At 59.8% G+C, this 13,506-nt stretch carries 10 protein-coding genes; 4 read left to right on the plus strand and 6 right to left on the minus strand.

Features of this window, described 5'->3' with window-relative positions; translation table 11 throughout:
* Positions 1-572: 572 nt before the first annotated feature.
* A complete protein-coding gene (locus tag JFU57_RS00175) occupies positions 573-1,910 on the plus strand; it encodes an OprD family porin (RefSeq protein WP_201127541.1) in 1,338 nt (445 codons plus the stop codon).
* A gap of 278 nt (positions 1,911-2,188) precedes the next feature.
* On the opposite strand, the gene JFU57_RS00180 is transcribed toward JFU57_RS00175, so the two are convergent.
* Positions 2,189-3,031, minus strand: coding sequence for a mechanosensitive ion channel family protein (locus JFU57_RS00180; RefSeq protein WP_201127542.1), 843 nt, complete (start codon positions 3,029-3,031; stop codon positions 2,189-2,191).
* A 134-nt stretch (positions 3,032-3,165) separates the two neighbouring features.
* Positions 3,166-3,651 carry a YajQ family cyclic di-GMP-binding protein gene (locus JFU57_RS00185; protein ID WP_020297250.1) on the minus strand — a complete coding sequence of 162 codons (486 nt, stop codon included), beginning with the start codon at positions 3,649-3,651 and terminating at the stop codon, positions 3,166-3,168.
* Between the two features lie 145 nt (positions 3,652-3,796).
* Between JFU57_RS00185 and JFU57_RS00190 the strand changes: the two genes are divergently transcribed.
* Genes JFU57_RS00190 through JFU57_RS00200 form a run of 3 tightly spaced genes read left to right on the plus strand, consistent with a single transcriptional unit; the run spans position 3,797 to position 7,381 of the window.
* Complete coding sequence (locus tag JFU57_RS00190; protein ID WP_201127544.1) at positions 3,797-4,714, plus strand: putative 2-dehydropantoate 2-reductase; 918 nt, start codon at positions 3,797-3,799, stop codon at positions 4,712-4,714.
* Between the two features lie 46 nt (positions 4,715-4,760).
* Positions 4,761-6,797 (plus strand): sensor histidine kinase, encoded by a 2,037-nt coding sequence (locus JFU57_RS00195; protein ID WP_078471861.1) that lies wholly within the window; start codon positions 4,761-4,763, stop codon positions 6,795-6,797.
* Between the two features lie 2 nt (positions 6,798-6,799).
* Positions 6,800-7,381 (plus strand): cob(I)yrinic acid a,c-diamide adenosyltransferase, encoded by a 582-nt coding sequence (locus tag JFU57_RS00200; RefSeq protein ID WP_201127546.1) that lies wholly within the window; start codon positions 6,800-6,802, stop codon positions 7,379-7,381.
* Between the two features lie 59 nt (positions 7,382-7,440).
* Here the strand turns inward: JFU57_RS00200 and JFU57_RS00205 are convergent, their stop codons facing one another.
* The 4 genes from JFU57_RS00205 to secA all read right to left on the minus strand — a co-directional run bounded on the left by JFU57_RS00205 (position 7,441) and on the right by secA (position 13,199).
* Complete coding sequence (locus JFU57_RS00205; RefSeq protein WP_201127548.1) at positions 7,441-8,382, minus strand: Nudix family hydrolase; 942 nt, start codon at positions 8,380-8,382, stop codon at positions 7,441-7,443.
* Positions 8,379-9,011: a glutathione S-transferase family protein gene (locus tag JFU57_RS00210; RefSeq protein ID WP_201127549.1), complete on the minus strand. Its 633-nt coding sequence runs from the start codon at positions 9,009-9,011 to the stop codon at positions 8,379-8,381. The genes JFU57_RS00205 and JFU57_RS00210 overlap by 4 nt, the downstream gene beginning before the upstream one ends.
* A 105-nt stretch (positions 9,012-9,116) precedes the next feature.
* Positions 9,117-10,334 (minus strand): bifunctional glutamate N-acetyltransferase/amino-acid acetyltransferase ArgJ, encoded by a 1,218-nt coding sequence (argJ, locus tag JFU57_RS00215; RefSeq protein WP_201127551.1) that lies wholly within the window; start codon positions 10,332-10,334, stop codon positions 9,117-9,119.
* Between the two features lie 123 nt (positions 10,335-10,457).
* A complete protein-coding gene (gene secA, locus JFU57_RS00220) occupies positions 10,458-13,199 on the minus strand; it encodes a preprotein translocase subunit SecA (RefSeq protein ID WP_078471866.1) in 2,742 nt (913 codons plus the stop codon).
* Positions 13,200-13,506: the final 307 nt, after the last annotated feature.

Genomic DNA, 13,506 nt, shown 5'->3' on the forward strand with positions numbered 1-13,506 from the left:
CACGCATCCGCCGTTTACTCACAAACGGGGTGAACCGGTAACGTTTTTGATGGTCTCGCGATTTTTTCACAGGGAGCAACACAACCCAAGAAGCGGCGTCAAGCCCGAACCAAAGGACCTTAAAACGCAGGTTTTATGAGGTTTTTACAGGCCCGGGCCGAAGGTTAAAAAAAAATCCGAGCTTTTGCTGATTTGAGCACGCTTGTTGCATTCACCCCCACATCGTCTAAAAGAGGCTCTGCGAAAGAGAACCGCTTATAGGCCAATAATAATAGTGGCAGGGTCGCCCCATGCTGTTTTGATTGCCCACGACGAGGGTCTTTCTTACGTCAATACGGCTTTCAAAAACGACGCTTTAGTTGTCAGTCCGAATACAGTTGGACTACGAAATTGCGACATGGATCGAGCAATTTGCGACAGGCTCGTAAAGAAGCCGAAAGGATAGATACGCAAGTATCGCCAACATTGTCAGCGTGATATAAGTTTGCGCCGACACAAAAAGAAAGAGCCGCCCAGATAATAAATCAGGTGGGACGGCAGTACTCTTCTAAAAACCAAAGGAGCAAATCACGATGCGCGTGATGAAGTGGAGCATGATCGCCCTGGCTGTTTCAGCAGGCACCTCGCAGTTCGCAATCGCGTCTTCTCAGGACGAAGCCAAGGGCTTCATCGAAGACAGCACCCTGACTGCGAAAACTCGCATGATGTACATGAACCGCGATTTCAAAAGCGGCGTAGGCAACGATCGTCGCGCTAACGGTACCAATACCACCAGCGATGACGGCATCAGCGGCTATCGCCAGGACACTGGCATCAGCGAATTGCTCAACTATCAGTCCGGCTTCACTCAAGGCACCGTAGGTGTCGGCGTGGACGCAATGGCAATGGGCAGCGTCAAGCTTGATGGCGGCGCAGGCCGTGCAGGTAACGGTCTGTTCGGTACCAACGGTGCCGGCGAACCAGAGAACACCCAATCCAAAGCTGCAGCAGCCGTCAAACTGCGTTTGTCGAACACTGTACTCAAGTACGGCAACCAGGTTGTATCCAGCCCGGTATTCACCACCGATGACGGCCGTCTGTTGCCTGAAATCGCGACTGGTACCTTGCTGACCAGCAACGAAATCAAAGGCCTGGAGCTGACCGCAGGTCGCTTCACCGCCATGAGCGGCCAGACCGGCATGGCTCGTGACAGCATCAACGGCCGCAACACCGTTGACGGTACCTACAAGCCAGGTCTGACCGTAGCCAACATCGCAGGCGCTACCTACTCCGGCCTTGAGAACTTCATCTTCGCGGTCCATGCGTCCGACGTTGAAGACTACTGGAAGAAGCAGTACATCAACGTGAACTACACGTTGCCACTGAGCGAAAAACAATCGCTGAACTTCGACCTCAACGCCTACCGCAGCAAAGACGACGGCAAGAAGCTGGGCGGCGATCTGGACAACAAAGTCTGGAGCCTTGCAGCTGCCTACAGCATCGAAGCTCACAAATTCACCGTGGCCTACCAGCAGTCCAGCGGCAAGACCGGCTACAACTACGGTGTTGACGGCGGCGGTACTGTGTACGTAGCCAACTCGGTGCAGATCTCCGACTTCGTGGGTGAAGACGAGAAATCCTGGCAGGCTCGCTACGACATCAACATGGCGTCGTTCGGTGTTCCTGGCCTGAGCTTCATGACTCGCTACACCCGTGGTAGCAACGTCACTGTCGCCGACTCCAGCGATGGCAAAGAGCACGAGTGGGATCTGGAAGCCAAGTACGTGCTTCAAGAAGGCCCGGCCAAGGACCTCTCGTTCCGTCTGCGTAACGCAATTTACCGTGGTAGCAACGCCGATTATCGCGGCACCAACTACGACAACCTGAACGACCTGCGCCTGATCGTCGAGTACCCGCTGAGCATCTTGTAATTCAGCGGCTATTCGATAGCGCTAGAGCCCTGCTCTAAACAAAAAACCGCCCACCTGATTCAGGTGGGCGGTTTTTTATGCCTGACGCATAACAAACAACCAAACTACTAAATAGGCAGCTAACAAAGTTATGGCTGGTACGGCAGCTAAAGTTGCGACGCAAACTTAGCCCAAAAGTTATTAACCTTGATTGCAGTACGCCAGAAACAATCAAGGGGCGTAGCGCCCCTTGAATTTATTGCAGATACTTGACTGATCAGACAAGTAATAAAACTGTCTTATTGCGGTGCAGCTTCCTGAACGACTCGAATGACTCGTTGTGGAAACGGGATATCGATCCCGGCCGCCCGCAATCGATCACGGGACAACTCGTTAAAGCGGAACATCACATCCCAATAGTCCGCAGTCTTCACCCATACCCGCAACGACAAGGTAATAGCGCTATCACCCAGGGTAGAAACCACAGCCACCGGTGCCGGGTCGGCCATGACTCGTTCGTCCTTGGCCAGCTCCAGCAACACCTCACGGGCCTTCTGCAAGTCGGCGTCGTAATCCACCCCGACATCAAACACCACTTTGCGGGTCGGTTGACGGTTGTAGTTGGTGATGATGCCGTTGGACAGATTACCGTTAGGCACGATGACCGTCTTGTTATCACCGGTACGCAGCACGGTATGGAAGATCTGGATGCTGTCGACCGTACCGCTGATGCCCTGGGCTTCGATCCAGTCGCCGATACGGAAAGGACGGAACAGCAAAATCAGCACGCCACCTGCAAAGTTGGCCAGGCTGCCCTGCAACGCCAGGCCGATGGCCAGGCCTGCGGCACCGATCGCCGCCACGAAGGACGTGGTTTCGACACCAATCATCGAGGCCACGCTGACAATCAGCAGAACCTTGAGGATGATATTCGCCAGGCTGCTGATAAACCCCTGCAACGCCAGGTCGGCATTGCGCAGTGCCAGCAATTTGCCGACTTTGTGGGTCAACTTGTTGATCAGCCACCAGCCGACCGCCAAGGTAATGACTGCCAGCAACACGCGGCTGCCGTACTCCATGATCATCGGGATCCAGGCTTGGGAAGCCTTGACCAGATTGTCCACTTCAGCGTTCAAATCCATCTATATCTCCAGATTTCCGGGGTTCCGGCTTGCATGACTGAGTGGCAGAACAACCAAGCCCACACGCTCAATCGTTTCTGCCCTTGCTCCGGCCTCGGACGCCAATAAGGCCTGGAGGTTCCCGAAGCAGCCGATCAGTCGCGGAAGTTGTTGAATTGCAGCGGCATGCCGAACTCTTTGGCACGCAGGGCTGCGATGGCTTCCTGCAGATCGTCGCGCTTCTTGCCGGTGACCCGCACCTGCTCGCCCTGGATTGCAGCCTGAACCTTCAATTTCGCATCCTTGATATGAGCGACGATCTTCTTCGCCAGCTCTTTATCGATACCTTCCTTGAGGACCGCGTCCTGCTTCATCAATTTGCCCGATGCATAGGCATCCTTGACTTCAAGGCACTGCACGTCGATTTTGCGTTTGACCAGCGCCAGCTTGAGGATCTCGATCATCGCTTCCAGCTGGAAGTCGGCTTCGGCGGTGAGGTTGACGGTCAGGTCCTTTTCCTTGAACTCGAAGCTGCCCTTGCCCTTCAAGTCATAACGACGGTCCAGTTCCTTGACGGCGTTTTCCACTGCGTTAGTGAGTTCGTGTTTGTCCAGTTCGGATACCACGTCAAACGACGGCATGTAGTCTCTCCAATAAAAAAGGGGCGCAGCTCGATAAAAATGGAGCGCGCCTGGCTTGCGGTTAAAATCCGCGCTCATTATAACGGGTCTTTTCCCTCCTTCACCGCGAGCCACTCATGTGTTCGCCAAACAGAGCAGAAAGCTGATGAGCACCACCTGGCATGTACTCGGCGCCGGCAGCCTCGGCACCTTGTGGGCTACGCGACTGGCCCGGGCCGGCTTGCCGGTCAGGCTGATCCTGCGGGACCAGGCGCGCCTGCTGGCCTACCAGGCGGCCGGCGGGCTGACCCTGGTGGAACACGGCCAGGCCTGCATCCAGGCAATCGCGGCTGAAACCCTGGATGCGTCGACACCTATCAAACGGTTGCTGGTGGCGTGCAAGGCATACGACGCCGCGCAGGCTGTCGCTCACCTGGCGCCACGCCTGAGTGCCGACGCTGAACTGATCCTGCTGCAGAACGGCCTGGGCAGCCAGGACGCGGTGGCAGCCCAGGTCCCGCAGGCGCGGTGCATTTTTGCCTCGAGCACCGAAGGCGCCTTTCGCGACGGTGACTGGCGAGTGGTGTTTGCCGGCCATGGCTACACTTGGCTGGGGGACGTCGGCCACCCGGTCGCTCCGCCCTGGCTGGATGACCTGACCCACAGCGGCATTCCCCACGAATGGAGCGCCGATATCCTGACCCGGCTGTGGCGCAAGCTGGCCCTCAATTGCGCGATCAACCCGCTGACGGTGCTCCACGATTGTCGCAATGGTGGCCTGCAACAACACCAATGCGAAGTCGCCACCCTCTGCGCCGAACTCGGCGAACTGCTGGAATGTTGTGGACAGCCCGCCGCCGCCCAGGACCTGCAACAGGAAGTCGAACGGGTGATCCAGGCCACCGCCGCCAATTACTCGTCGATGCATCAAGACGTGGCCAGCCAGCGCCGCACCGAAATCAGCTACCTGCTGGGGTACGCCTGCAAGGTGGCAACCAGGCATCAGTTGAACCTGCCCCACCTTTTCCAATTGCAGCAACGCCTGATCGAACTCCTGCAACAGCGCGGATTGCCCAGCGACTGAGCAGCGGCTACGCTGCCCACTTGCTCATCCTTAGCGACGTTCCCTGATGCCATTGCGCCAGCGCCTTGAAAACCTGCCGGTCGGCCAAAAGCTGCTGGCAGCCCTGCTTGTCCTGCTGACCACGGTCCTGCTGGTCGCCAACCTCACGTTTATCAGCGCCGCCTACTGGATCTCCCAGGAAAGCATGGCACCCCAGGCCTTGCAGACCATCGGCCGCCTCATCTCCAACCCGACACTCGCCACCGAGGCGCTGGATTCGCCACAAAGCGCCGAACGCCTGCTCAACGAACTCAACAGCTATTCGCCGTTACGGGCCGCAGCGGTCTACGACGGCAAAGGCGCGCGCCTGGCGCAGTTGCAACACGGCGAGCGGCTCAAGCTGCCAGAACGCTATCGCCATATAGAAGCCTGGCAACTCACCGAATTTCGCAGCAACCAGGTGATTACCCTGCCCCGCCCCGGCCAGGCTCCCGGGCACTTGCTGCTGGTGGCCAGCAGCGAACTGCCGATGGCCTTCTACACCGGCACCCTTACCGCCAGCCTGGGGATCCTGATCTTCAGTGTGCTGTTGTGGCTGGTCATTGCCCGACAGATCAAGCGCCTGATCACCCAGCCGATTCATCAGCTTGAAGAGCTGTCGCGACAGGTCACCCGCGAGGAAAACTACGCCCTGCGGGCCGGGCGCGGCAACCACGATGAAATCGGCAGCCTGGCTGAAGCCTTCAACACCATGCTGTCGCGCATCGAAGCCCGCGAGCAGCAGCTCAAGCGCGCTCGCGATGACTCCCAGGCAGCCTATGACCAGGCCCAGGGGCTGGCGGAAGAAACTCGCCACACCAATCGCAAGCTGGAGCTGGAAGTCCAGGTACGGAGCAAGATCGAGAAGAAGCTCACCGGCTTCCAGAACTACCTGAACAGCATCATCGACTCCATGCCCTCGGCCCTGATCGCCCTCGACGAACAGCTTTACGTCACCCAGTGGAACCAGGAAGCCAGCGCCCTTTCCGGCACACGCCTGGACGAGGCGCTGAACCAGCCGATCTTCCTCGCCTTCGAGCCACTCAAGCCGTTCCTGCCACAACTCAAGGAAACCGTGGAGCAGCACACCGTGACCAAGGTCGAACGGGTCACCTGGTTCAAGGACGACGAGGCCAAGCACTACGCCCTGACCTTTTACCCCTTGATGGGCGGTGCCGGGCGTGGGGTGGTGATCCGCATCGATGACATCACTCAGCGCCTGTCACTGGAAGAAATGATGGTGCAGTCGGAAAAAATGCTCTCGGTCGGTGGGCTGGCCGCCGGCATGGCCCATGAAATCAATAACCCGTTGGGCGCGATCCTGCACAACGTGCAGAACATCCGTCGCCGCCTGTCCCCCGAACTGCCGAAAAACCTGGAACACGCCGAGCAGGTCGGCATCGAACTGGACACCGTCAACCGCTACCTGCAAAGCCGTGAAGTGCCGCAACTGCTCGACGGCATCCAGCAGGCCGGGGCTCGGGCAGCGAAAATCGTCACCCACATGCTCAGCTTCAGCCGTCGCAGCAACCGGCAGATGGCTCCCTGCGACCTGCCGGCGCTGATCGATCAGGCAGTGGAAATCGCCGGCAACGACTTCGACCTGACCATAGGTTTCGACTTCAAGGGCCAGGCCATCGTCCGCCAGTTCGACCCGCAACTGGGCCCGGTGCCCGGCACCGCCAACGAATTGGAACAGGTCCTGCTCAATCTGCTGAAAAACGCCGCCCAGGCCATTCACCTGCGTGAAGACGACAGTGAGCCGGGGCGGATTATCCTGCGCACGCGCCTGAACCCGCCCTGGGCGGAAATCCAGGTCGAGGACAACGGCATCGGCATGAGCGAAAACGTGCGCAAACGCACGTTCGAGCCCTTCTTCACCACCAAGGAAATCGGCCAAGGCACCGGCCTTGGGCTGTCGGTTTCGTACTTCATCATCACCAACAACCACAAGGGGCAGATGGAAGTGCACTCGACCCAGGGCCAGGGCACTTGCTTCACGCTGCGCCTGCCACTGGCCGGCGCCCAACTGCCCAACCCCGGACAACTGGAACTGGAGAGATAAGCATGGGCTTTCGCCTGTCGAAGATTTACACCCGCACCGGCGACAAAGGCGAGACCGGGCTTGGCGATGGCCGCCGGGTGCCCAAGGATCATCCCCGGGTCGAAGCCATCGGCGAAGTCGACACCCTCAACAGCCAATTGGGCCTGCTGCTGTCCGGATTGGCCGAACACAGTGTCGAGCACCCTGGCTTGAAGCAGGTCATCGAAGTACTCACGCCGTGTCAGCACCGGCTGTTCGATTTGGGTGGGGAGCTGGCGATGCCGGTGTATCAGGCGCTGAACACGGCAGAAGTCGAGCGCCTGGAAACGGCCATCGACCTCTGGAACGAGGAACTTGGCCCCCTGGAGAACTTCATTCTGCCCGGCGGCTCGGCGTTGATAGCCCAGGCCCATGTCTGCCGCAGCCTGGCGCGTACTGCCGAGCGTCGCTGCCAACAGCTGAATGCGCTGGAGCCCCTGGAAGGCGTTGGCCTGGCGTATATCAATCGCCTGTCGGACTTACTGTTTGTCGCTGCGCGCCTGATCGCCAAGCGCCAGGGCATCGCTGAAATCCTGTGGCAGGCGGCGGAAAAACCCTCCGCGTGATCGGCCAACCGCCCCCGGAATGATTCTATCGAGGGCGGCTGACGGGCAACGGGCGCGTTTCAATCCGGCCAGAAGGCACGAATCCCGGCCACGCCCTGGGCTCCGGCGGCCCATGCCTGCTGGCACTCGGCCGGTCCGACCCCGCCCAGCAGGTACACCGGCTTGTTGAAACCGCTGATCAACTGACTGGCCTGCTCCCACCCCAGCGGCTGGGCATCGGGATGAGTCTGGGTGGGCTGGACGGGCGACAAGGTGACGAAATCCACATCCATCTGCTGTGCCAGAGACAACTCCTCGGCATTGTGGCAGGAGGCCGCCAGCCAGCGGTCCTTGGGAAATGGTCGCCCGGCGCTGGCGTGCTTGCGCAGTTGTGCCGAGGTGATGTGCCAGCCTGCCGAAGGGAAATCCCCCAGCCACTCGAACGGCCCCTTGAGCATCAACTGCGCCTTGCCCGCGCACAGGCCGACGGCATCCACCGCCAGGTCGCGGTATTGCGGGTCGTAGCCGTTGGGCGCACGCAGCTGGACCAACTTGATGCCGCCGGCGATGGCCTTTTGCATGCCCCGCAGCAGCGCCGGGGTTTCCAGGCCCTCAGGAGTGATCAGGTACTCGGAAGGCAAGCGAGCGGCCGCCACGATCGGCTGGTTGGCTGCCGGAAACTCGTAGTTCGCCAGTTCTCGCGAGCTGACCCAGGCCAGAGGTTGCCCTTCCGCACCATGGGCTTCACCGCTGAACGCCGATACTTCCCACACATCCAGCAGCACCTGCTTGTCCGGATAATCGTGCTGCACCTTGATCAGGGGTCGCGCCGCCTGCACCACAATCCCCAGTTCTTCTAGCAGCTCGCGGGCCAGCGCCACCTCCACCGCTTCACCGGCCTCGACCTTGCCGCCCGGGAATTCCCACAGGCCGCCCTGATGCTGGGTGTCGGCACGCCGGGCAATCAGGATCTTGCCGCTGACATCGCGGATAACGGCCGCGGCCACATGTACTCGTTTCACCGCACTATTTCCTCTAAACCGGCTTGCTGCCAGACCTTGAAGGCTGGCCATTGATAGATTGCCTCGACATAGGCCGCATCAACCGCCGGCAATGGCACCTGATAGGTCCGCAGGCGCACGGCGACCGGTGCAAAAAACGCATCCGCGAGAGTCGCAGGGCCAAACAGGAACGGCCCGGGCTCGGTTGCCGTGGCACGGCACTCGGCCCATAACGCCAGCATCCGCTCGATATCCGCCTGGGCCTCCGGGGGCATTGGCGACAGTGGCGCGTCACGTGCCAGGTCGAAAGGCAAGTTGCCCCGCAGGCCGAAGAAGCCGCTGTGCATCTGCGCACACGCCGAACGCGCCTGGGCACGAGCGGCAGTATCAAGCGGCCATAGACGGGCCTCGGGAAAGCGTTCAGCCAGGTACTCGGCAATCGCCAACGAGTCGGCAATCGTGCCGTGCTCGGTCTTCAGCAAAGGCACCTTGCCGGTCGCCGAATGCCTGAGCAGGCGCTCGCGGGTGTCGGGCTGGTTGAGTTTGATCAGCTCTTCGCTGTAGGGGACGGCGGCCAGCTCCAGCGCCAAAGCCCCGCGCAAGGACCAGGAAGAATAGGGTTTGTCGCCGATGATCAGGTGGAAGCTCATGGTCTGACACCTTGTGTGATGCGAGGGACAGCGGGCTTGCCAGCGCCGGCAAGCCGCCCCTGGCCCATGGAAGCCAGAAACAGCCTGTCGGCGCGGGCACCGGCCTCAGGTACGGTATTCGGCGTTAATCTTCACGTACTTGTGGGACAGGTCGGTGGTCCAGATGGTTTCGCTGCACTGGCCACGACCCAGCTCGATACGAATGGTGATTTCTTCCTGCTGCATGACCGCAGCGCCCTGGGCTTCGGTGTAGCTGGCGGCACGCGCACCGCGGCTGGCGATGCACACCTCACCCAGAAACACATCGATCTTGCTCACGTCCAGATCCGGCACACCGGCGCGACCGACAGCGGCCAGGATCCGCCCCCAGTTCGGGTCGGAAGCGAACAGCGCGGTCTTGATCAGCGGCGAGTGGGCGACGGTGTAGCCGACGTCCAGGCATTCCTGATGGTTACCACCGCCATTGACTTCTACGGTGACGAACTTGGTCGCGCCTTCGCCGTCGCGCACGATGGCCTGTGCCACCTCCATGCACACCTCGAACACCGCCTGCTTCAGCGCGGCGAACAGCGGGCCGCTGGCCTGGTCGATTTGCGGCAGGTTGGCCTGGCCGGTGGCGATCAGCATGCAGCAGTCGTTGGTCGAGGTATCGCCATCGATGGTGATGCGGTTGAACGACTTGTTGGCACCGTCCAGCAGCAGGTTCTGCAGCACGTCGCGGGAAACCTTGGCGTCGGTGGCAATGTAGCCAAGCATGGTCGCCATGTTCGGCCGAATCATACCGGCGCCCTTGCTGATGCCGGTCACCGTGACAGTCACACCCTCATGCTGGAACTGGCGACTGGCGCCCTTGGGCAGGGTGTCGGTGGTCATGATCCCGGTCGCGGCGGCGGCCCAGTTATCGACCGACAGATCGTCGAGGGCGGCCTGCAGCGCGCCTTCGATCTTCTCCACGGGCAGCGGCTCGCCGATTACCCCGGTGGAGTAAGGCAGCACGGCGCTGGCATCGACACCGGTCAACTCGGCGAGCTTGGCGCAGGTGCGGGTGGCCGCGGCCAGGCCCGGCTCACCCGTACCTGCGTTGGCATTGCCGGTGTTGGTCAGCAGATAGCGCACTGGGCCCTGAACCCGCTGCTTGGCCAGAATCACCGGCGCCGCGCAAAAGGCATTCAGGGTGAACACGCCTGCAACCGTGGAGCCTTCGGCACAGCGCATGACCACTACATCCTTGCGCCCCGGGCGCTTGATGCCAGCCGAAGCGATGCCAAGCTCAAAACCGGCAACCGGGTGCAACGTTGGCAAAGGACCAAGACCAACAGCCATGAATGCGCTCCTCTTTAATGTGATGTCAGCACCGTCGTCGCGAAAGACAGTGTTTCAAATGGAAAAACGCCGCGACGGCTGATGCCGGTCGCGGCGCGGGTATTTCAGTGTCCGGCGGAAATCTTAGTTGATCTGGCCGTGACAGTGTTTGTACTTCTTGCCCGAACCGCAGTAGCACAGTTCGTTGCGGCCCAGCTTCTGATCATTGCGAACCGGGGCCGAGGCCAGGGCTACATCGACATCGACGCCCTCTTCCAGGGCTTCGGGCTGATCCAGGCCAGGCGCTTCAGGATGCTCGAACTGCATGCGCGCAGCCAGTGCCTCGGCTTCCTGGCGCAGGCGGACTTCCTCTTCGACCGGATCTTCGCGGCGGACCTGAACGTGCGACAACACACGGATCGAGTCGCGCTTGATGGAATCCAGCAGCTCGGAGAACAGGGTAAAGGACTCGCGCTTGTATTCCTGCTTCGGGTTCTTCTGTGCGTAGCCACGCAGGTGGATACCGTGACGCAGGTGATCCATGGTCGACAGGTGGTCTTTCCACAGGTCGTCCAGGACGCGCAGAACGATCTGCTTCTCGAAGCTGCGCAGGGCTTCTGCGCCAGCCTGGTCTTCTTTCTCGTTGTACGCCGCGACCAACTCGTTCAGGAGCTTCTCGCGCAGGGTTTCTTCGTACAGGTGATCGTCTTCGTCGAGCCATTGCTGGATCGGCAGTTTCACCCCGAAACCGCTTTCAATTTCGGTTTCCAGACCCGCCACGTCCCACTGTTCAGGCAGCGACTGTGGTGGAATGTGGGCGCTGACGGTGGCGCTGAGCACGTCCTGGCGGAAGTCGGAAATGGTCTCGCCGATGTTGTCCGCGGCCAGCAACGTGTTGCGCATGTGATAGATCACTTTACGCTGCTCGTTGTTGACGTCGTCGAACTCCAGCAGTTGCTTGCGAATATCGAAGTTGCGGCCTTCTACCTTGCGCTGCGCCTTCTCGATCGCGTTGGTCACCATGCGGTGCTCGATCGCTTCGCCAGGCTGCATGCCGAGGGCTTTCATGAAGTTCTTCACCCGGTCGGAGGCGAAGATGCGCATCAGGCTGTCTTCCAGAGACAGGTAGAAACGGCTGGAACCAGCATCACCCTGGCGACCGGCACGACCACGCAACTGGTTGTCGATACGGCGCGATTCGTGACGCTCGGAGGCGATTACCTGCAGGCCACCCGACTCGAGTACTTGCTGATGGCGCTTCTGCCAATCGGCCTTGATCTGGGCGATCTGCTCAGGGGTCGGGTTTTCCAGGGAGGCGACTTCCACTTCCCAGTTACCGCCCAACAGGATGTCGGTACCACGACCGGCCATGTTGGTGGCGATGGTCAGGGCGCCTGGGCGACCGGCCTGGGCGATGATTTCAGCTTCTTTTTCGTGGAACTTGGCGTTCAGGACCTTGTGCTCGATGCCTTCCTGGTTGAGCAGGTTGGACATGTGCTCGGAAGTCTCGATGGTCGCCGTACCGACCAGTACCGGACGCCCAGAGATCATGCACTCCTTGATGTCCGCCACGATCGCCGCGTACTTCTCTTCGGCGGTAAGGAACACCAGGTCGTTGTAGTCTTTACGCGCCAGCGGCTTGTTCGGCGGAATGACCATTACCGACAGACCGTAGATCTGGTGGAATTCGAACGCTTCGGTGTCGGCCGTACCGGTCATGCCGGACAGTTTGTTGTACAGACGGAAGTAGTTCTGGAACGTGGTCGAGGCCAGGGTCTGGCTTTCGGCCTGGATGTTCAGGTTTTCCTTGGCTTCGATGGCCTGGTGCAGGCCTTCGGAGAGACGACGACCCGGCATGGTACGACCGGTGTGTTCGTCGACCAGGACCACCTGACCGTCTTGCACGATGTATTCGATGTTGCGATGGAACAGCTTGTGCGCACGCAGGCCGGCATAGACGTGGGTCAGCAGGCCCAGGTTGTGCGCCGAGTACAGGCTTTCGCCTTCAGCCAGCAGGCCGACACGGGTCAGCATCTCTTCGATGAACTGGTGACCGGCTTCGTTGAGTTCGACCTGGCGGGTCTTCTCGTCGATGGTGTAGTGACCCGCCTTGGTGACTTCGCCTTCCACTTCTTCGACATGCAACTCCAGCTGCGGGATCAACTTGTTGATCTCGATATAAAGCTTGGAGCTGTCTTCGGCCTGACCGGAAATGATCAGGGGGGTACGGGCTTCGTCGATCAGGATCGAGTCGACTTCGTCGATAACGGCAAAATTGAGCTCGCGCTGGAACTTGTCTTCCATGCTGAAAGCCATGTTGTCGCGCAGGTAGTCGAAACCGAATTCGTTGTTGGTGCCGTAGGTGATGTCGGCGGCATAGGCTGCGCGCTTCTCTTCCGGCGGCTGGAAAGGCGTGACCACGCCAACGCTCAGGCCGAGGAATTCATAGAGCGGACGCATCCAGTTGGCGTCACGGCGGGCCAGGTAGTCGTTCACCGTCACCACGTGTACGCCCTTGCCGGACAACGCGTTGAGGTAGACGCCCAGGGTTGCTACCAGGGTCTTGCCTTCACCGGTGCGCATCTCGGCGATCTTGCCTTCATGCAAGGTCATGCCGCCGATCAACTGTACGTCGAAGTGGCGCATACCCATGACCCGCTTACCGGCTTCACGGGCGACCGCGAAGGCTTCAGGAAGCAGTTTGTCGAGGGTTTCACCTTTGGCTACGCGGGCCTTGAACTCTTCGGTCTTGGCACGCAATTGATCGTCCGAAAGGGCTACCATTTGCTCTTCGAAGGCATTGACGATCTGTACCGTCTTGAGCATGCGTTTGACTTCACGCTCGTTCTTGCTTCCAAAAAGTTTCTTTAACAAAGGCGCAAACATATCGGCAGGATCTTCCACACATAGGGATGGAGGGCGGCCCCGTGAGTCGCCCGAGCAGCCCTTATGGCCGCATGCGAACGAGTATTCTACCCGGAAACGATGGCGAGGAAAGTGGCGTTATTCCACGATGCTAGTACAGCGCTATGACGGGGCTCACTTACAATAAGGCCTTTTCGCCGACTTTCAACCCAGACAAGTACGAAGTTACCCATTGATTTAATGGACAATCCCCAGCCGACAGAGATGAGCGCAGCGACCAGGACGCTTTCTGCTACCATGGCCGCTCTGTAACTTCAGGTTTCTGATC

The sequence above is a fragment of the Pseudomonas sp. TH07 genome (assembly GCF_016651285.1).
Classification (GTDB): domain Bacteria; phylum Pseudomonadota; class Gammaproteobacteria; order Pseudomonadales; family Pseudomonadaceae; genus Aquipseudomonas.

Excerpts from the sequence above, each read along its gene's own strand:
- JFU57_RS00175 (WP_201127541.1), top strand. The coding sequence starts at position 573 with ATGCGCGTGATGAAGTGGAGCATGATCGCCCTGGCTGTTTCAGCAGGC.
- JFU57_RS00180 (WP_201127542.1), bottom strand. The coding sequence starts at position 3,031 with ATGGATTTGAACGCTGAAGTGGACAATCTGGTCAAGGCTTCCCAAGCC.
- JFU57_RS00185 (WP_020297250.1), bottom strand. The coding sequence starts at position 3,651 with ATGCCGTCGTTTGACGTGGTATCCGAACTGGACAAACACGAACTCACT.
- JFU57_RS00190 (WP_201127544.1), top strand. The coding sequence starts at position 3,797 with ATGAGCACCACCTGGCATGTACTCGGCGCCGGCAGCCTCGGCACCTTG.
- JFU57_RS00195 (WP_078471861.1), top strand. The coding sequence starts at position 4,761 with ATGCCATTGCGCCAGCGCCTTGAAAACCTGCCGGTCGGCCAAAAGCTG.
- JFU57_RS00200 (WP_201127546.1), top strand. The coding sequence starts at position 6,800 with ATGGGCTTTCGCCTGTCGAAGATTTACACCCGCACCGGCGACAAAGGC.
- JFU57_RS00210 (WP_201127549.1), bottom strand. The coding sequence starts at position 9,011 with ATGAGCTTCCACCTGATCATCGGCGACAAACCCTATTCTTCCTGGTCC.
- argJ (WP_201127551.1), bottom strand. The coding sequence starts at position 10,334 with ATGGCTGTTGGTCTTGGTCCTTTGCCAACGTTGCACCCGGTTGCCGGT.
- secA (WP_078471866.1), bottom strand. The coding sequence starts at position 13,199 with ATGTTTGCGCCTTTGTTAAAGAAACTTTTTGGAAGCAAGAACGAGCGT.